This is a genomic window from Bacillus sp. FJAT-25509 (genome assembly GCF_001420605.1).
Taxonomy (GTDB): domain Bacteria; phylum Bacillota; class Bacilli; order Bacillales; family Bacillaceae_G; genus Gottfriedia.
This window is the reverse complement of the sequence record NZ_LJIZ01000037.1, coordinates 64328-84902: the sequence shown is the minus strand read 5'-3', so window position 1 is coordinate 84902 and position 20575 is coordinate 64328. Positions and strand designations below refer to the sequence as shown.

At 34.3% G+C, this 20575-nt stretch carries 16 protein-coding genes and 1 riboswitch; of the genes, 9 read left to right on the top strand and 7 right to left on the bottom strand.

The features are described 5' to 3' along the window. The first annotated feature begins 151 nt into the window (after nt 1-151). On the top strand, nt 152-2071 hold the full coding sequence (locus AN960_RS21985; protein WP_056476410.1) for a heavy metal translocating P-type ATPase: 1920 nt from the start codon (nt 152-154) through the stop codon (nt 2069-2071). 306 nt (nt 2072-2377) lie between these two features. Here the strand turns inward: AN960_RS21985 and AN960_RS21980 are convergent, their stop codons facing one another. The 3 genes from AN960_RS21980 to AN960_RS21970 are packed head-to-tail and all read right to left on the bottom strand — an operon-like array spanning nt 2378 to nt 4306. After that, entirely contained in the window at nt 2378-3259 is an 882-nt protein-coding gene (locus AN960_RS21980; protein WP_286131777.1) for a YihY/virulence factor BrkB family protein, read from the bottom strand. Between the two features lie 17 nt (nt 3260-3276). After that, a complete protein-coding gene (locus tag AN960_RS21975) occupies nt 3277-3816 on the bottom strand; it encodes a hypothetical protein (protein WP_056476408.1) in 540 nt (179 codons plus the stop codon). 13 nt (nt 3817-3829) lie between these two features. Continuing rightward, complete coding sequence (locus AN960_RS21970; protein ID WP_056476405.1) at nt 3830-4306, bottom strand: low molecular weight protein-tyrosine-phosphatase; 477 nt, start codon at nt 4304-4306, stop codon at nt 3830-3832. Between the two features lie 340 nt (nt 4307-4646). Next, nucleotides 4647-4751, top strand: a riboswitch (TPP riboswitch). A 118-nt stretch (nt 4752-4869) separates the two neighbouring features. Here AN960_RS21970 and thiT point away from each other — a divergent pair. Beyond that, a complete protein-coding gene (gene thiT, locus AN960_RS21965) occupies nt 4870-5451 on the top strand; it encodes an energy-coupled thiamine transporter ThiT (protein WP_056476402.1) in 582 nt (193 codons plus the stop codon). Between the two features lie 125 nt (nt 5452-5576). On the opposite strand, the gene AN960_RS24170 is transcribed toward thiT, so the two are convergent. Both AN960_RS24170 and AN960_RS21955 read right to left on the bottom strand, forming a co-directional pair. Beyond that, on the bottom strand, nt 5577-7658 hold the full coding sequence (locus tag AN960_RS24170) for a WxL domain-containing protein (RefSeq protein WP_156339753.1): 2082 nt from the start codon (nt 7656-7658) through the stop codon (nt 5577-5579). A gap of 34 nt (nt 7659-7692) precedes the next feature. Continuing rightward, on the bottom strand, nt 7693-8694 hold the full coding sequence (locus AN960_RS21955; protein WP_056476399.1) for a WxLIP family cell surface protein: 1002 nt from the start codon (nt 8692-8694) through the stop codon (nt 7693-7695). Between the two features lie 456 nt (nt 8695-9150). On the opposite strand from AN960_RS21955, the gene AN960_RS24665 reads away from it, so the two are divergent. The 7 genes from AN960_RS24665 to opp4A all read left to right on the top strand — a co-directional run bounded on the left by AN960_RS24665 (nt 9151) and on the right by opp4A (nt 16793). After that, entirely contained in the window at nt 9151-9306 is a 156-nt protein-coding gene (locus AN960_RS24665; protein WP_156339752.1) for a hypothetical protein, read from the top strand. Between the two features lie 855 nt (nt 9307-10161). After that, nucleotides 10162-10599: a Dps family protein gene (locus tag AN960_RS21950; RefSeq protein ID WP_056476434.1), complete on the top strand. Its 438-nt coding sequence runs from the start codon at nt 10162-10164 to the stop codon at nt 10597-10599. A 557-nt stretch (nt 10600-11156) separates the two neighbouring features. Continuing rightward, nucleotides 11157-12182, top strand: coding sequence for an ABC transporter ATP-binding protein (locus tag AN960_RS21945; protein ID WP_056476395.1), 1026 nt, complete (start codon nt 11157-11159; stop codon nt 12180-12182). After that, nucleotides 12163-13089 (top strand): ABC transporter ATP-binding protein, encoded by a 927-nt coding sequence (locus tag AN960_RS21940; RefSeq protein WP_056476392.1) that lies wholly within the window; start codon nt 12163-12165, stop codon nt 13087-13089. Before AN960_RS21945 ends, AN960_RS21940 begins: the two co-directional genes overlap by 20 nt. Nucleotides 13090-13104: 15 nt before the next feature. Beyond that, the gene (gene opp4B / locus AN960_RS21935; protein WP_056476389.1) at nt 13105-14070 is read left to right on the top strand and encodes an oligopeptide ABC transporter permease; all 966 of its coding nucleotides are present in this window, start codon (nt 13105-13107) and stop codon (nt 14068-14070) included. 14 nt (nt 14071-14084) lie between these two features. Continuing rightward, complete coding sequence (locus tag AN960_RS21930) at nt 14085-14990, top strand: ABC transporter permease (protein ID WP_056476386.1); 906 nt, start codon at nt 14085-14087, stop codon at nt 14988-14990. 24 nt (nt 14991-15014) lie between these two features. Beyond that, nucleotides 15015-16793 carry an oligopeptide ABC transporter substrate-binding protein gene (opp4A, locus tag AN960_RS21925; protein ID WP_056476383.1) on the top strand — a complete coding sequence of 593 codons (1779 nt, stop codon included), beginning with the start codon at nt 15015-15017 and terminating at the stop codon, nt 16791-16793. Between the two features lie 816 nt (nt 16794-17609). On the opposite strand, the gene AN960_RS21920 is transcribed toward opp4A, so the two are convergent. Together AN960_RS21920 and AN960_RS21915 are read right to left on the bottom strand one after the other, a co-directional pair. Beyond that, nucleotides 17610-19016, bottom strand: a complete 1407-nt coding sequence (locus AN960_RS21920) for an amino acid permease (protein WP_056476380.1) — start codon at nt 19014-19016, stop codon at nt 17610-17612. A gap of 266 nt (nt 19017-19282) precedes the next feature. After that, nucleotides 19283-20569, bottom strand: a complete 1287-nt coding sequence (locus AN960_RS21915; protein ID WP_056476377.1) for a Glu/Leu/Phe/Val family dehydrogenase — start codon at nt 20567-20569, stop codon at nt 19283-19285. Between the last annotated feature and the right edge of the window lie 6 nt (nt 20570-20575).

The window sequence follows — 20575 nt, the reverse complement described above, 5'->3', positions numbered from 1 at the left end:
AAATCTGTAAACTACACAACTAAGAGATTAAATAAATAGTAAGGTCTTATAAAATGTACGCTGCTGTCCTAGGACGGCAGCTTTCGTCGTTTTATAAGGATAGTGAATTTGATTATTTTTCTCAATTGAAAATAAGAAAGGGGTATTTATTATGGAAGCAAGTCCAAAAGTTACTACGATTCATGCTACATATGAAGCCGACCATGTGGAATCTACATCATTTCTTTCAAAACATGGAGAATTAATTGCCGCTTTAGTTTCTGGTGTATTAATTCTAATTGCTACATTCGTTAAGAACGATCATTCAATCATGTCGATTATTTTATATGTTTTAGCATTTTGTATTGGAGGATATGCAAAGGCAAAAGAAGGTATTGAAGATACGATTGCTGAAAAGGAACTAAACGTTGAAATGCTAATGATTATTGCGGCAGTTGGTTCAGCTGCAATTGGCTATTGGACTGAGGGTGCCGTACTGATTTTCATATTTGCTTTAAGTGGCGCACTTGAAACATATACGTTAAATAAAACAAATAAAGAAATTTCTTCATTATTATCACTTCAGCCACAAACGGCAATTCGATTAGTCGATGAAGTTGAAGAAGTCGTCAGCATTAAAAGTCTAAACATTGGTGATTATATTTTAATTAAAGCTGGAGAACGTATTCCTGCTGATGGTCAGATCGTTAAAGGAGAAACTTTAGTAGATGAAGCTGCTCTTACTGGTGAATCAATTCCAGTAGTAAAAAACTTAAATGATGAAGTGTTTGCTGGAACGATTAACATTAAAGGAACGCTAGTAGTAGAAATTACGAAACATAGTGATGAGACTCTTTTCCAAAAAATCATTAATCTTGTTCAAACAGCTCAAAGTGAACAAACTCCTTCTCAACAATTTATTGAGAGATTTGAAGGTGTTTATGTTAAAGGCGTATTAATTGCCGTATTATTCATGATGTTTTTACCGCATTTTGCATTAGATTGGTCATGGACAACAACATTTTATCGAGCAATGATTTTACTAGTTGTTGCATCACCTTGTGCATTAGTAGCATCGATTACACCAGCTGTTTTATCAGCAATCTCGAATGGAGCAAAGTCGGGAATTCTTGTTAAAGGTGGTATTCATTTAGAGCGATTAGGTGTATTAAAAGCAATCGCATTCGATAAAACGGGTACTTTAACGATTGGTAAGCCAGAGGTAACTGGTTTTGAGAAAATTGAAGATTTTGATCGTACAGAGTTATTGTCAATCGTTGCTTCAATTGAAAGATTTTCAACTCACCCACTAGCTGCAGCAATTGTTGAATACGCAACGAAACAAGGAATCACAATATCTTCGTCATTTGAACAAATTGATGACCACCCTGGTTTTGGTGTATCAGCGATTTTAAATGGTTCTGAGTACAGAGTAGGTAAAAAAGATTTCGTAACGATGAAACAAAATCCTCTTATTCATTTTGAACAACAGTGGGAACAAGAAGGAAATACAATTGTTTATGTAGGTACTCAAGATCAGGTTGTTGCGATATTCTCATTAAAAGATTTAGTTCGTAACGAATCAAAGCAAGCCCTATCTACTTTAAATAAATTAGGTGTTCAAACAGTCATGATTACAGGTGACTCAGAACAAACGGCGAAAGCAATTGCTGCAGAAAGTGAAATCAATGAATACTTTGCATCATGCTTACCGGATGAAAAAGTTTCGATTGTCAAAAAGCTAAAAGATAACTATGGTCAAGTTGCAATGGTTGGTGATGGTATAAACGATGCCCCTGCTCTAGCCACTGCAAATGTAGGGATCGCAATGGGCGGAGGAACTGGAGTTGCTTTAGAAACTGCAGATGTCGTTTTAATGAAAAATGACTTAACAAAAATATCAAAAGCAATCACTTTATCAAAACGCATGAACAGGATTGTAAAACAAAATATTATTTTTTCACTAACTGTAATCGCATTCCTAATCTGCTCGAATTTCCTACAAATCATTGATTTACCTTATGGAGTAATCGGTCACGAAGGAAGTACAATTTTAGTTATTCTTAACTCATTAAGATTATTAAGAGATTAAAAAAAGCATCGTACAAAAATGTACGATGCTTTTTCCTTCTAAACTGAACTAGTAATGAGCCTTTTAGCAGGAAAAGCAAGTATTCTAGTCAGTCTAAAAATCAATGGTAATCATTATGCCCGTTTGCAGAACCGCTAGTTTTGCCCTTTGGGTGAGAGCTACTCTTTTGTTTTTTATTTGATTTATCATTATGGTTTTTCTTATTATTACTCATTTGAAGTTCCTCCCTTTTTGAAGTCTTTATTAGTTTACCTTTCTAAAATAAGACTACTCATGGAAGAAAACTCCATTATATTATAGAAGAAATTATTTTGGATTTGGCTTATTAGGGTCAATTAATTTTGGTTTAGCTTTGTGCTTACCATATTGTCTTTGCTTTATTAATGCATTAAGCTCTCCACCAATAATCACAACCATTGCCGAAATAAAAAACCAGATCATTAAAACAATAATTCCACCTAAACTACCGTAATGACTTGTGTAATTACCAAAATTATCAACGTAAAATGCAAATCCAAATGAAGAAATGATCCATCCAAATGTTGCAAATAGCGAACCAAAAAATACCTTTTTAATGTGAACTACTTTACTAGGTCCAATTGAATATAGAACAGTAAATACAATCATCAGAATCACAAAGCTTAGTGACCACCGAATTAGGCTCCAAGTAGACAAGAAATCCTGAGATATATCTAAAAATTGAAATACAGACTTAGCAATGACTTTCCCGAACACTGGTATTAATAATGCGAATACAATTACAAAAATCATAATAATTGTTAAAAGAATTGAAATTCCTCTTGTAACAAAGTAATTCCGTTTATCCTCTACATCATACGCATCATTAAGTGCTCGGATGATTGCATTAATCCCATTGGACGCAGCCCAAATAGTCGCAATTAACCCTACTGATAAAACTCCACCATGTGATTGCCCGATTATTAACTGCAAGTTACTTCGTATAATCGCCATTGCATCTGGCGGAGCATATTGACTCAAGAATGACAATATTTGATCAGTAGAAAGTGGTAAATAGGTTACGACTTGAGTTAGAACAAGTAGAAATGGAAAAAGAGATAGCATTAAGTAATATGCTAGCTCCGCTGAACGAGATACTATTTCGTCTTCCATACACTTTTTCACTAAATCCCAAACAAATGCTACAATAGAATTCTTTTTCTTAATCAAATTGACACCTTCAATTGTTATTCTTTAGATGTATTACCTGCCAATAAAATTGATTCTACTTTCTCTTGTACTTCATCTGCATTTTCATCAGTTATATCTTCAATACCTTCAAGAGTTGCTTCTAACTGCTCGTCAGTTTCAGAAGATTCATTTTCATGATTTACTTCTAGTGAAGTCGCTGAAATTTGCGATTTACCTTCTTCTAGATCAATTGAATCTTCAATTTTCGCTTCTACAGCTTCAACTGCTTTTTCTGATACTTTAGAAGAGCCTTTATCAAACTTATTTAATGTGGAATCTTTAATTTCGATCCATTTATCTTTTACAAGCTGAACATTGCCTTCTAATTTCTCAACTGAGCTTTGTACTACTCTCAATTGATTACGAACAGCACCTTTTACGATTTCTGGATCATCTTTAATTTGATTTAATTTGTTCGTTACGCTTCTTCCTTTACGTGAGATCTTCTCACGATTTTCCTTGTTAAGTAGAGTAACCCCTGCACCAATTGCGACTCCGACTAGAATATTGCGTAAAGCTTTGTTACGTTTTGACATTCTACATCCTCCTCTAAACTGTTAATTGGTGTTGCTTTAAAATATGCTGAAGTAAATGAGAGCACCCTTCTGTAAGGATTTCATATACTTCATTAAAATTACCCGTATAATATGGATCAGGCACTTCCTTCCACATTGATGCTGGAACATAATCTGAAAGTAGTGAAATCTCTCCTATACAATTATTTCTTGCTAAATTCATTAAATCCTCTTTATTCTGTGCATCCATAGCAACAATATAACTAAAATATTTAAAGTCATTTTCTGTCACTTTTCGAGCTTTCATACCTTCGCAGGTTATCCCTTTTTCACTCAATAAACCTTGTGTTCCCTTATGTGGAGGGTGACCTAAATGCCAATCCCCAGTACCAGCTGAGTCTATCATAAATTGTTTATCTAACCCTTTTTCTGTCACTAAATGACGAAAAACAGCCTCAGCCATTGGCGATCGACAAATGTTACCTAAACAGACAAATAATACTTGAATCATCTAAAATGTCTCCTTCAAATTATTTACACTTTCTGCCAAAATTTAGCTGTTCTTTCGTATTCATTCTACACGGTAAATTTTAAAATGAAAAGTAAGCCATTGTGAATAATTTATGGCAAGGATAAATAAGATAATGGTTATAATGCTTATTTTTTACATAATAGCTATGATTACACTCATTTTTTAAAAATAATTTTAATGACTAACTAAAAAGTTAACTTTATTAGTGTTCTACGTGAGTACCATTAACAATAGGCAAAATTTTTTTAATTTTTACGGATAAATTAATTGTATTTTTAAATGACCTTGACTATATTTAGTAAAGACAACTAAATGTAAGCTAAACCACAAGGGGAGCCATTTGGCTGAGAGTGAATAGAATAGCTATTCTTACCCTCTGAACCTGTTAGTTAGTACTAACGTAGGGATGTGGCACGATGAAAAAGCAACGCCGGGATCATCATGCTACCCAGTATTGCTTTTTTTATTTATTCCTACTGATATCTCCTTACAAAGTGTTTCACTACATAAGTTGTCCATGAGATAAAGGGGGAAATATATATATGAAGACATCAAAGATTCAATTAATGACAGAAATAGCGATGTGTGCAGCACTAGCAATCGTTTTTGATTTCTTACCATTGTTTACTGCACCTCAAGGTGGTTCTGTATCATTATCAATGATTCCAGTTTTTCTAATTGCTTTTCGTTGGGGATTAAAGCAAGGTTTAATTACTGGTCTATTATTAGCAGCATTACAAATCGTTACAAAGCTATATTTTGTTCATCCAATCCAAGTATTTTTAGACTATATTCTAGCATTTACAAGTCTCGGATTAGCTGGACTTGTATATAAACAAATAAAAAATAGTTTAGCAAATGGCAATAAAAAAAGTGCAGCAGCCTATATAATTTTAGGAACTTTTATCGGCTCACTAGCTCGTTTCATCTGCCATTTTATTGCTGGAATCGTATTTTACGGTTCATACGCTCCAAAAGGAACACCAGTTTCACTTTATTCATTAGTATATAATGCTTGGTACATGGTTCCTTCTTTTATTATTAGTGCAGTTCTATTAATCATTTTGCTTTCTTCTGCACCAGTTCTCGTTCATGTTAAAAAGAATCGAAATCAAGCAGCATAAGTATAGAAACTTTTATTTGCAAGTTTACACAATTAAATAAGAAGGAACAGAATACCCCATCGAATTTTACATGTCTATTCGATGGGGTATTCACTTTTCCTTTTACATCAAATTATTTCATGTTTTTAGAGTGGGGTATCTGCTAATGTCCACGTTAAATTCGTCTTATATTTAGCACCTACTTCTTTGTAAGCTGCTCCTGGCACGAAAAGAGTTACACTTGATGAATTCAGACCATATGCAATCGTCCACGTTCCGAGTCCCTTACCCTCATCTGCAAAGGCTACATCCTGTGCACCTCCACCTGGAACCAATGTTACTGTATTGGCTACTGGTTTATATTGTCCTTCAGTAGTTGAGTTTAAAATAGGATTATTTAATTTTAAAACGGCACCAGTTAACTCATTGTTTCCACTCTTAAATTGCTCACTTTGTTGCACGGATAATTTCCAGCCTGTATTTACTCTACGATGGTCTGTTACTTGAATAAAATTTGGTACTTGAATGACCGAACCATCTGAAGTTTGTTTTACTTGATCTAATTGAGCAGTATAAACTTCATTACTACCTGAAATTTCCTGTTCACCAAAGTAAAAATTTGACACATAGTCAATACTTAATGAACTCTTTGTTCCCGGTTCATGAGGATTATCTGGATCAGTTGGGTTAACTGGCTCGACTGGACTTGTTGGGTTTGTTGGATTGACTGGATTTTTTGTTTCTGCCGTTACCGTTACATTTGTTTCTGTACTTGTATTACCTGCGACATCTGTTGCAGTTGCACGTACTACATCCCCAGCATACAATGCCCACTGTGGTACGTGTACGGAGAATGAACCATCCGCTCCGGCCTTTGTCGTTAAAAATGATTGGTCAGGTAACGTTATTTTCACAGTACTATTCGCCTCTGTTGTTCCCGTTATACTTGTACTGATATCTGTAATCGGGTTTACGACTGGAGGTAAAATAGTTTTGTCTACTGTAAAGTGTAAAATTGTTTGGTTACCTGCTTTATCAGTGATCACTAATGTGTGTTCACCATCAGTTGGATTTATTGTTCCAGAAGAAATGGTTGTCCCGTTTAAATTAGCAGTATCAATACCGCTTAGCGCATCACTGAATGTAATGTTTGTTGCTGTATTTTTATTATATAATTGCCCATCAGCATAGTTGGTAATAGGTGGTTCTTTATCAATTTTGACTGTAAATTTAGCTCCAGGATCGGTTACTGGATTACTTTGGTTTCCAGAATCATCTTTTGCTCTAATTAGAATATTTGTCGTACCTTGGGTTGAAACTGTATAATCAACGCCTGTTGAGGTAGCATTACTTAAACCGACTTTACTCCAAGTGTCACCATTATCTGTTGAAACTTCGTACGATGTTGGATCGACCCCATGATCATCAGTTGCTGTAAAGTGAATTGTTGTGATTTTATTGGTCCATGATGCACCACCTGTGTAACCTTCTGGTATGGTAATAATAGCATCCGTTATTTTTGGTGCCACAGTATCTAGTACTGTAACTGAAACATTATCAACCTGAAAGATTTGAAATCCACGACCATCAAGAGGATCTTTTATACCGTCTTCAAACGCAATGCTAAAATTTACTTTAGTTCCGATCGCAGTGAAAGTAGTCGTTACATTCTGAGGACCTGTGTAATCTATCCAATCTCTATTTGTCGTTAGAGAGGTACCACTTTCTGTGTCAGTTACAAACCAAACATACCTAGGGTGGGTATTCGTATTTTCAATAAGTTTAAAAGGAAACTTTAAGATATAAGTTTGTCCTGGAATTGTGTTAATCGTTTGCCTCATAACCATATATTCTTGGGAATCTACAGTGTTTAATACTTTTAATAAAATCCCACCACCTGGAACAGGTTTAACATAACTTTTTGGGTTGACTTCACCAAAAACCTTATACCAGCCGTCACCTTGATCCTCTAAATTGGAGCTATAAGGACCTTGACTTTGGCTTTTATTTAAATACGCCACAAATGACCAATTTGGAAAAGTAGTTGTCTGACTATCAAAATTAAATGTAGGGTTTTGGACCAAGTTTGGAAGTGCTGCTGCTTCTGTAATAGTTGGTTTAAGTAGTCCTTTTAGTCCAAGTAACCTCGGTTGCGTCCCGCTCGTCATGAAGACAAAAATGGAAGCTAAAACAGTCGCTTTAAAAAGTCGCTTTCTTTTTTTCACCATTATGTTTCTCCATTTCCAAAATAATAATTTTTCTTTACTCTTTTTCTATTTTCTTTAACCGTCTACTTAAAATAAACATAAGTATGACGAGTAATAGTGATAAAGTACCGCCAATTAAGTACCACATTTTTCGATCCTTTTCCAGATCTGAAGTCTTAAATTCCTCAGCTGATTTGTCCTTAATCGTAAATATTCTTGTCCATTTCCATGATTTCTCCCCATCTGTGGCTTTCATTTCTAGACGGTAATTACCTGATTCAAGTGCTCGGTCACCCCAATCCATTGCATAATCAAAGTTTGAATTAGGTGCCATTCTAAGATTTTCTTTTTTTGTTTCATGCAGGATCTTTTTCCCTTGTTCCGTAAATACTTTCGCATCTACACTCAAATTTTTTAACATAGCTGGCTTTATATTTTGTATGTTAGCTGTAACTACATTTCGTGCATTTACAATTTTTGGTTGTATTCCATTTAATTTTAAATCTGGCTTGATCACTTTATCGGTTTCCCTTAATACAACGCCAATTACGTATGCATATTTATTATTTATTTGAAGGTTATCATTTTTTTTATTAGCTTCCTCAACGTCTTCTTTCTCACTAAAATTGAGTCCACCCAATATAACACCATCGAATTGCTGCTTTGGCATCTCAATCGTAATCTCTACTGTTGCTTCACTTTTCGCTGGAATTTTCGTCTCTTTTTTTACCTTAGCTATATTAGTGAAAGGAATTTCTAACGTATCGTCTACCTTTGGATTTGAAATACTGTAATCCGCAATTCCACTACTATTTGTAATCACTGAATTAGCTTTTGCTTCAACAACTATATTTTTATCAGTATCATTTTTTATTTGAACTTCTAAGATTTGTTTTTGACCTGGTTTCATTCTCAAATCAAAATAAGTTTTGCTCTGATCAATTTGATTAGATGGGATAACCGCCGATACGGCAAAATTCATCTCAGCTGCACTTGCATGAAAATTATTAATATTAATTAGAAATAAAATAATAATAAATTTTTTTAGTACATTCATAGATAGCTCCTTTTTTTGAAATTGACTAAAAAATTTCATGCAGATTAGGTTACTGCTTTATTCGATTTATTTGCACTATACAGATTGAGTAGAGCTAGTTGCCTTTATTTTTGAAAATCACATCAAAACCTTCAACTTTGATTCTTAGTTGAACTCACAGCTAAATATGTGAAAAATGTAACATGGTTATATTCAATCGTTCAACGATATTTTTTACCTTTGTCAACGGTAATGGCGTTGAGTTTTAAGTTATTTTTTGTTTTGGTAGTTCTTCTTAATATTTTAGGTATAACTGCTACAAATGGTGATGTCACTTGCTGATCCAACCAAATAGTAAAAATATTTTATCCACATTTTAAATATGCATTTAAATTTTGAACACTTTGTGAATTTTGGTTATCTGTCCTTTTCTTCAATCATATATATGAATACAGAGTTTCGAAGGGGGTATAAATATTGGGATATGATGTACTCATCTTTTTCTTTTACTTTATTATTCTTTTAGGTATGATTGGTTCATTTTTCTTAGTGTTAAAAAATGCATTTAATGTAGATGATGCTTTAAGAATTGACCCTAAACCCTCCCTTCCTGAAGAAAGCGTACATTCATAGCTAAAAAAACCTCATCTAACAATTAGATGAGGTTTTAAGAGTGTTGAAATATAAAATGGTCAATAGGGAAAACGGACATTAAATGTACATTTATTAAGACTGAAATTATCATTTTTTGGATGATCTATTAAAGGTTTTAAATTAACACTAGTAATGGTTTTTGAAGTTATAAATATTATGAGCTAATTAAAAAACAAATTCAACTGATTAGTTTATTAACTAATGTTCGATATTAATTGACCTACAAACTGATTAATAAATAACTGTTAGGATACTCTTAGTAAAGGCTATTTGATTAGGATTTATTGTAGACTTTTTTTGATGAATAAGTTGATTGGAACAAAAGGGGTGCTCGACTCCTATGGGATATGCGGGAAGGCTGAGACCCCGCAGGCTTGCCGAGGAGGCTCAAGAATCTCGCCCCATGGAAAGCGAGCATCCTGTAGTGGAAATCAACATCACTCTACTCCTTTTACGAAAACTTGGTAATTTAATTGACAAGGTTGTTTTTTCCTTACATATAAGCCTGTTTTGAGTAAGGTATTTTCGTCTATATGTTTTTTAATTACTCATGAGCCCCTTATGAGTTACTATATTTCATCTTTTTGCTTTTTTACTTACTTATGATCTTTTCTTATGTAACCAAGAATCATATCTCCATCCACCCCTCCAATTAAATGAGGTTTTTTATTTCAATATAATGCTATTTACAATTTAACGTTAATTTTACTAATTGTTGTCTTAGCTATCAAATATTACCATGACTATTCTTACTCAATATCAGTTAAGATGGGTTATATGGTTTTTTAATCTTTTACATCATTTAGAGGAGGGATTTTAATGGATACATCATCCATCTCAAAAACGACTGTTGATGTGCTAAATAAGCAAATAGCAGACTGGAATATTCTATTTGTAAAGTTACATAACTATCATTGGTATGTAAAAGGTCCAAATTTTTTCACTCTACACACTAAATTTGAGGAATTTTACAACGAGGCAAGTTTACATATTGATGAACTAGCAGAGCGAGTGTTAATAATTGGTGGAAAACCACTAGCTACAATGAGAGAGTATCTTGATACTTCAAGCCTTAAAGAAGCCAATAAGAATATTACTTCTGATGAAATGGTCCAGGACATTACTAAGGACTATAACTATTTAATTGAAGAATTAAAAGATGGCATGGATATTGCAGAGTCTGAAAATGATTCAGTTACTCATGATTTATTATTAGCCATTCGAGAACAGCTTGCAAAGCATGTTTGGATGTTAACAGCCTACTTAAATTAAGTTAAAACTTAAGGATAACTTAAGAAAAGCAGTATAAAATAAAATGGATTATTCATCCTTTTATCTTTATACTGCTTTTTTTCTTTCCTATTTTAAAGCCTAGAGATGTAGTAGATTAATATTTTTTAATGAAACTCTTATTTTCCAGTGTAAAAACAGGTAATATGAACTAGGAATATCAAACTACAAATTGTACACTGAATATATTTTTTCCCCTATATTAATGCATTTTCCGACAAAAACCTCCTTTTTTCACCATTGTTTTCAAACACAACTATTTATCTATTCTAATAATTGTTTTGTAAACGTTTTCATTTTGTATTTTCCTTACTCTCCCTTATTTTATTTAATCTATCAACCTTTCCATCGAATCATAGTGACATTTTTTCCCTATTAATTTACTAGTTAATCCGAATTTCGAATGAATTTTAGTCAAAAAGGACTATATATTACAGAAAATGTTTTCATATTGAAACATTCGCGTAATAATATTATACTTATGAAAATTCTAAATTAAACAACAATTATGCTCATGAAACCTCGAAAGGAGACACGAAATGTCAAAACCTCTTTTGGAAATCGAACATTTAACGACATCGTTTCGTATAAACAACCAATACTATCCTGCTGTGGATGATGTATCACTTACTGTCCATGAAAATGAAGTTCTTGCAATTGTGGGTGAATCAGGCTGCGGTAAAAGTGCACTAGCCCTATCAATCCTAGGACTACATTCAAATAATCGTACAAAAATGAATGGATCGATCTCTTACAAGGGTACAAATTTACTAACGCTTAATGATAGTAAATTGAATAAAATTCGAGGAAAGGAAATCGGAATGATTTTCCAAGAACCTCTTACTGCTCTAAACCCGTTAATGACGATTGGTAAACAAATTGAAGAAAATCTAGATTTCCATACTGATCTTTCACGATCACAAAAAAAGGATCGTGCATTAGAGCTACTAGATCAAGTTGGAATCCCGAAGCCAGAGGTTACTTATAAACAATACCCACATGAATTATCTGGTGGTATGAGACAACGTGCTATGATTTCAATTGCTATTGCATGTAACCCTTCGTTCATTATTGCAGACGAGCCAACTACTGCCTTAGATGTAACGATACAAGCCCAAATACTAGATTTACTAAAAGAAATTCAAAAGAAAACGAAGTTAGGTATCATTTTAATTACGCATGACTTAAGTGTTGTTGCAGAAGTAGCAGACCGTGTTGCTGTTATGTATGCTGGACAAATTATAGAGACTGGTTCAGTAGAAGAAATACTAAATAATCCATTACACCCATATACACGCTCACTATTAAACTCTATTCCTACTACTCATTCAAAAAATCAAAGACTTCATATTATTGAAGGTACAGTTCCACCTTTAGACAAACTACCTAGAACAGGCTGCCGATTCAGCCACCGTATTCCTTGGATTCAAAATTATGCTCATGAAAATCAACCTATCTTGCACGAAGTTAAACCAAATCATTATGTACGTTGTTCTTGTTATAAGCATTTCCATTTCAAGAACGAGAAAGGAGCACCGATCGTAAATGTCTCTATTAAAGGTTGATAACTTAAAAGTACATTACCCTATTCGCGGTGGTATTTTTCGAACAGTTGTAGATCATGTTCGAGCTGTTGATGGAATTTCATTTGAACTTAACGAAGGCGAAACATATGGCCTAATTGGAGAATCAGGTAGTGGAAAATCTACTGCAGGTAAGGCAATTCTTCAACTAGCAAAGGCTACAAATGGAAGTATTCAGTTTTTAGACAATGACTTAATAACGCTAGGCAAAAAGCAATTGCGAGCATTTCGACAAGAGATTCAAATGATATTTCAAGACCCATACTCTTCTTTAAATCCTAAAAAGAGAATTATTGATTTAGTTGCAGAACCTCTAAGAAACTATGAAACTTTAACTGCTGAAGAAGAACGTGATAGAGTACTTTACTACCTTAATAAAGTTGGATTATCTCCAGAATCACTATATAAATATCCACATGAATTTTCTGGTGGGCAACGTCAACGAATTGGGATTGCAAGAGCTTTAACATTACAACCAAAGTTAATTGTTGCAGATGAACCTGTTTCTGCTTTGGATGTTTCAGTACAAGCACAAGTACTTAACTTCTTACAAGATTTACAAGAAGAATTCAAGCTAACTTATTTATTTATCGGTCATGACTTAGGCGTTATTCGCCATTTATGTGATCGAATTGGTGTTATGTATAGAGGGAGACTTGTTGAGGAAGGCACTACTGAAGATATTTTAAACAACCCACAACATATATACACTAAACGCTTAATTGCAGCAATACCGGATATTCGTCCAGAAGTTCGAGAAGAAAAAATTAAAGAAAGACAAGCAGTTAGACAAGAATATCAACAAAATGCTTCTTCTTACTTTGATGCAAATGGTCGACCATTTGATTTAAAACCAATCTCAGATACTCATCGAGTAGCATTACCCTAGAAAGGAGTAACGAATATGTTGAAATTTATCATTCGCCGTATACTCATTATGATTCCTCAGCTTCTAATCCTGAGTATAGTAATCTTTGCACTCGCTAAAGCAATGCCAGGTGATGCATTAACTGGACGATCGATTAACCCAAAAGCTAATCCACAGGAAATTGAAAAAATTCGTGAAGAAATGGGTTTAAATGATCCTGCATATGTTCAGTATTATCATTGGATTAAAAATGTTGCAAAAGGAGATTTTGGTGTTTCCTATACACACAAAATCAATGTAGTTGATGTAATTGGTGACCGTATTGGAAATACTGTATTACTTGCCTTCTGCGTGTTTATTGTGACTTATTTACTGGCAATTCCACTTGGTATTATTAGTGGACGTTATAACGACACCTGGGCGGATAAGCTGATAACCGGGTATAACTATTTAGGTTTTGCTACCCCTGTATTTATTTTTGCACTTGTTATGCTGTTTGTTTTTGGATTTTATTTTGATCTTTTTCCTACGGGCGGTAGCGTAGACCCTCAGATTGCTAATGGAACTTTTGCTTATTACGTAAGCAAATTAGATCATCTTGTTTTACCAACTTTATCGGGTGCACTTATTTCAACTGTTGGAATTTCCCAATATTTACGTAGTGAGATTATTGATACAAAAGTAAAAGATTTTGTAAGAACAGCTAGATCGAAAGGTGTTCCCGAAGCAAAGGTTTATTCTAGACATATTTTACGAAATTCATTCTTACCAATCGCTGCATTTTTAGGTTATGAGATTACCGGTCTAATAGCAGGTTCAGTAATTTTAGAGTCAATTTTCGGATATCCTGGAATTGGGCAACTGTTCGTTAAATCCGTAATGTTACGCGATTTTACCGTTGTAAATGCACTTGTTTTAATGACATGTCTTGCAACACTTTTCGGCACATTAATCTCAGATATCATTCTAAGCATCGTAGATCCACGTATACGGATTGAATAGGGTAGGTGAAATTTATGGAATTAAAAATCGAAAATCAAACTCATATTGAAGAACAGCGAAAAAGCCCATCTGGATTTAGTGTCATTTGGACAGAATTTAGACGAGATAAATTAGCTTTAGGTTCTCTTATCATGCTTGGCCTAATAATATTAGGTGTGTATGGTACTTCGCTTATTCTAGATCAAAATCAAATTGTTAAAGTCGACTTTCTATCAATTTATCAGCCACCTTCCTCTACTCATTGGTTAGGTACTGACTATGGTGGACGCGATATATTTGGACAACTAATAATTGGGACTAAAAATTCTTTTACAATTGGATTTTTTATCACAATTATTACAAATCTACTGGGCCTAGTATTAGGTTTAATAGCTGGTTATTTCGGTGGTTGGGTAGACAGTGTCGTTATGCGTATTATCGACTTTTTCTTATCCTTACCAACATTAATGTTAATTATTGTATTCGTAACAGTTGTACCTACATTCTCTATCATAAATTTTGTCCTTATTATGAGCCTGTTTTTATGGACAGGTAAAGCAAGGTTAATTCGTTCAAAAGTTTTATCAGAGAGCGAATTAGATTATGTGGCAGCAGCTAAAGCAATTGGCACGCCGAATTGGAAAATCATTATCTCGCATGTTTTACCAAATGTAAGCTCATTAATTATTGTTGCATTCACTTTAAACCTAGCAGGAAATATTGGAATCGAGTCTGCTCTAACCTTCCTTGGATTTGGTTTACCAGAAAGTACACCAAGTTTAGGAACACTAGTTAGTTATGCAACAAATCCTGATGTTTTACAAAATAAGCTGTGGATATGGTTACCTGCATCGTGCATGATTTTAGTGCTCATGCTGAGTATAAATTTCATCGGTGAAGCGCTAAAGCGTGCAGCTGATGCTAGACAAAGAAGAGGATAATTAAAAATTAAGGAGAGTGGAAATATGAAAAATGCAAAAAGCTTTACTAAAGTATTAAGCGCAATGGCAGTATCTATGATGATTCTTTCAGCATGTAAAGGCGGCGACACGAAGACTACGACTACTACTAAACAAGTCGATCAAGCTGCTTTTCCTATTAAAGTAACAAATAACAAAAAATCAGTTTCAGGTGGCATTTTAAAATATGGTTTAGTTTCAGATACGCCATTTGAAGGTATCTTAAATACAGTTTTCTATGAAGGCGATCCAGACTCTCAAGTTCTTCAATTCTTTGATGAAGCACTTCTTTCAACAGATGAAAACTATATTTATGACCAAGATGGTGCTGCTACATATAAATTAAGCGACGACAAAAAGACAATCACATTAAAAATTCGCGATAATGTAAATTGGACTAATGGTGATCCAGTTACAGCAGAGGATTTAGAATATGCTTATCTTGTAATTGGTAATCAAAAATATACAGGTGTGCGTTATGACTCACAAATGTCTATGATTGAAGGTATGGAAGATTACCATAACGGAAAGGCAAAAAATATTTCCGGTGTTAAAGTAATTGATCCTAAAACAATTTCAATTACATTTAAAGAAGCTAACCCATCTGTACTTACTGGCTTATGGACTAACCCACTACCTAAAAAATACTTAGGCAATGTTCCAATTGATAAATTAGCATCATCAGATCAAATTCGTAAAGCGCCTATCGGCTTTGGACCATTTAAAATTAAAAAGATCACTCCAGGTGAAGCTGTAGAGTTTGAAGCGAATAAAGATTACTGGAACGGTGCTCCAAAACTTGACGGTGTACTTTTAAAAGTTGTTAACCCAACTATTGCTACATCTTCTCTAGCTAACGGAGATATCGATATCGCTTCAGTTTCAGCTGACCAATATGATCAAGCTAAAAAATTAAAAAATATTTCATTAATCGGTAAAACTGAGTTAGCTTACTCTTACATTGGATTTAAATTAGGCCATTACGATGCGAAAAATGGTGTAAACGTAATGGATAATCCAAAATTCAAAGATAAGCGTGTACGTCAAGCAATGGCTTATGCCCTTGATAATAAAGCAGTTGGGGAAAAATTATACAAAGGATTACGAGTGCCTGCAACTTCTGTAATTCCACCATCATTCCCTAAATACTTTGATAAAGCATTAAAAGGATATACTCATGATCCTGAAAAAGCTAAAAAATTACTAGACGATGCTGGTTACAAAGATGTAACTGGAGATGGTTTACGTGAAGATCCAAATGGAAAACCATTTAAAATCAACTTCGCTTCTATGAGTGGTGGCGATATCGCTGAACCATTAGCTCAATTCTACTTACAATCTTGGAAAGAAGTTGGCTTAGATGTTCAATTATTAGATGGACGTTTACATGAGTTCAACTCATTCTACGATATGGTAGAAAAAGATAATCCAAAAATCGATATTTTCGCAGCAGCTTGGGGAACAGGTTCTGATCCAGACCCATCTGGAATTTGGTCGAAAAATGCACCATTCAACTACGTTCGTTGGGTAAATGACGACAATGATAAACTATTAAAAGAAGGTATTTCAGCAAAAGCATTTGATGAAAAATACCGTCAAGATGTATACGATAAATGGCAAGAGCTTGTAAATGACGAAGTGCCAGTTATCCCTACCCTATTCCGCTTCGGTTTAGATGGAGTTAATAAGCGTGTTAAAGGTTACGACTTAACAGCTGGTCAAGGCTTCCAAGGTCACTTACAAGACATCACTGTAACAAGTAAAGAGTCTGAAAAAAATAAATAAGCTGTAAAAATGTAGCTGTCCCTTAAGTCAATGTACTTTTGGGACAGTTCTTTTTTTATGTGTATAACCCATATCTGATTCTAAAGAAAATATAGCCATAACAGTAAAATGTGGATAAGTAACTCCCCCATTCCTTTCTAAAAAAGGTTATTAACAAGAACTTGCGAACATTTGTTGATATTTAATGCAGAATCACTTAAAAACAGTAATACGATCACCAAAACAGTGGATAACTAGTCGCTCTCCCCTGCAAAATCAAAAAAATATTTACAAAAATATGCACACTGTTGATAAAATTGTGAACTTTGTTAATAAAGCAGTAATTTTTACTCGTAAAATTTGTGGGAACGATATAAAGTTTGTTTCTGTGGGCTGAAATAAGTAGATTCAATCTTAACAAGCATGAACGAACTGTGGACATTGTTGATAAAGTTGTGAGCTTCCCTCAATTTTTGCAAAACGTGATTAACAACATAAACACAATTTAAGAAAACAAAAAACTCGCTAGTAGTAAATTACTAGCGAGTTAGGTTTTATTGCAGACTTCTTTTTGATAAATAAGTTGATTGGAATGGAGGGTGCTCGACTCCTATGGGATTAGCGGGAAGGCTGAGACCCCGCAGGCTTGCCGAGGAGGCTAAAGAATCTCGCCCCATGGAAAGCGAGCATCCCGTAATGGAAATCAACATCACTCTACTCCTATTACGAAAATTTGATAATTAATTGACAAGGTAGTTTTTCAACAGCGTAAAAACTCGCTAGTAATAACTTACTAGCGAGTTTCCACAAATTTTTGAGACATTCTCAAAACAATTATTAACTTACTTTTTTATTCACTTCTTGCTCGTGTTTTTCAATCTTATGCTTAGCAGAGAAATGATAATAGATTAAACATGCAATCATAAATGGAATTCCACAGTACAATGCAATACGTTGGTCTGGGATAAATGCAAGGCTAATAATTACAGCCACATTTAAAACTAAAGCAACGATTGGAACGATTGGATAAAGAGGCGTTTTGTATTTTAAATCCTCTAATTTTCCACCTTCTGCAAGGTATTTCTTTCTACCTAAAAGATTTGATAATGCAATGCTTGCCCAAACAAATAAACAGCCAAACCCTGCAATTGATAGTAACCATAGATAAACCGTGTCTTCTGCGTAAATACCACTTAATAGAGATAAACATCCAAAAAACATACTAAAAGTTAAAGCGTTTAAAGGTACACCTCTTTTAGTTAGTTTTCCTAATTTCGAACTAACCATTCCTTTTTGAGCCATTGAATACATCATACGAGATGTTGCGTATAAACCTGAGTTAGCAACTGATAGAACTGCTGTAATAATAACAAAGTTCATAATATCTGCCGCATATGGAATACCGATGTTATCAAATACTACTACGAATGGACTATCTACTAAACCAGCTTTCTCCCAAGGGAATAAGCCTGCTAAAACAAATATTGATAAAATAAAGAATACTAGAATTCGCCATACAGTGTTATTAATTGCTTTAGGTACTGCTTTTGCTGGATCTTCACTTTCACCAGCTGCAATCCCAACTAATTCACTTCCCTGGAATGAGAAGTTAACTGCAACCATTGTTATGCAAATTGCTAAAAAGCCTTTTGGGAAAAGTCCACCGTGGTCTGTAAAGTTTGAAAGCATTGGAGCTTTTGACCCTTCTACTGGCACAATGCCAAACATTACTGCTCCACCTAAAATAATAAATAAAACAATTGTTACTACTTTAATACTTGCAAACCAAAATTCAACTTCAGCAAAACTCTTAGTTGAAAGTGCGTTTATTGCGAATAATATTACCCCAAATACTACACACCAGATCCAAGTCGGTACATCTGGAAACCATCTCTTCATTAACATACTCACTGTAATTAACTCTAAACCGATTGTTACCGACCAGTTTAACCATGCCATCCATCCAACTACATAGCCTGACGCTGGTGAGATATATTTAGTTGCATAAGTTTGATAAGAACCAGCATCTGGTAAATTAACTGCTAATTCTCCTAAACAGAGCATTGTTAAATACATTACGATTCCACCTACTAAGTAGGCTAATAATGCTCCACCTGGGCCAGCTTCACTAATAGTATAGCCTGATCCCATAAACAAACCTGTCCCAATTACTCCCCCAAGAGCAATCATGAACAAGTGTCTGCTTTTAAGCTCTTTCTTTAACCCCTGTTCTTGTTGTTTCATGAAAGTCCCTCCTCTAGATGTAAATTGTGCGTATAAGTTAAAATATTCTGATATAACAGAATGCAGACTCCCCCGAATCCCATAACGAACACCAAAGAGCTTTAAATAAACATATTTTAAGACTAAATTTTCAGATAATAAATGAAAACGTATACAAATCATTGTATTGGAATAATACTTAATTATAAAAATAGATTTTATTATCTGTCAATACAAATATAAGTGCTCCAGATGAAATTTCCATCTGGAGCAAACCTATTAGTCTATTAAACCCATCCACGGAAACGAGATGCTTCCGCCATTTTACGAATACCAACCATATATGCTGCTAATCTCATATTTACTTTGCGATTAACTGAAGTTTGGTAAACACTATCAAATGAACGTACCATTTTTTCACGAAGTTTTTGAGCAACTTCTTCATCAGACCAGTAGTAACCTTGGTTATTTTGAACCCACTCAAAATAAGAAACAGAAACTCCACCAGCACTTGCTAGTACGTCTGGAACTAATAAAATTCCGCGCTCTGTTAATATTTTAGTAGCTTCTAGAGTAGTAGGACCATTTGCAGCTTCAACTACGATTGATGCTTGGATATTGTGAGCATTTTCAATTGTAATTTGATTTGAAATTGCAGCTGGAACTAAAATATCACAAGGTTTTTCAAGTAATTCTTTATTCGAAATAACATCAGTAAATAAGTTAGTTACTGTTCCGAAGCTATCTCTTTTTTCTAGTAAGCTATGAATATCTAAACCGTCTGGATCGTATAATGCGCCAAGTGCATCAGAAATACCGACTACCTTTGCACCTGCTTCTACCATGAACTTCGCTAAGAAGCTACCCGCATTTCCAAATCCTTGAACAATGACACTAGCACCCTTTAAATCGATTCCCTTACGTTTAGCAGCCTCTTCGATACAAATTGTAACACCTTGAGCTGTAGCTGTTTCACGCCCTTCTGATCCACCTAATACTAGAGGTTTACCAGTTATAAATCCAGGAGAATCAAATTCTTGAATTCTACTATATTCATCCATCATCCAAGCCATAATTTGTGGGTTAGTGTATACGTCTGGAGCAGGAATATCCTTTGTTGGTCCAACGATTTGGCTAATCGCACGAACATATCCTCTACTTAAACGCTCTAACTCATAAATTGACATTTTTCTTGGATCACAAATGATACCGCCTTTTCCCCCACCGTATGGTAAATCAACGATACCGCATTTTAAGCTCATCCACATTGATAAAGCTTTTACTTCATCCTCATTAACCTCAGGATGGAAACGAATTCCACCCTTTGTTGGACCTACAGCGTCATTATGTTGTGAACGATAGCCAGTGAAAATTTTCACTGAGCCATCATCCATTCTTACCGGAATTTGAACTGTTAAAAAACGTAATGGTTCTTTTAATAACTCATAAAGTTCTTTTGAATAACCAAGTTTATGAAGAGCTTCTGAGATTACTTCTTGAGTAGACTCAATTAATTCTCTTCCTTCTTCTTTGATTTTGTTTTGTACTTCATTTTGTGGGATTGTAGTTGTCATTTTTAT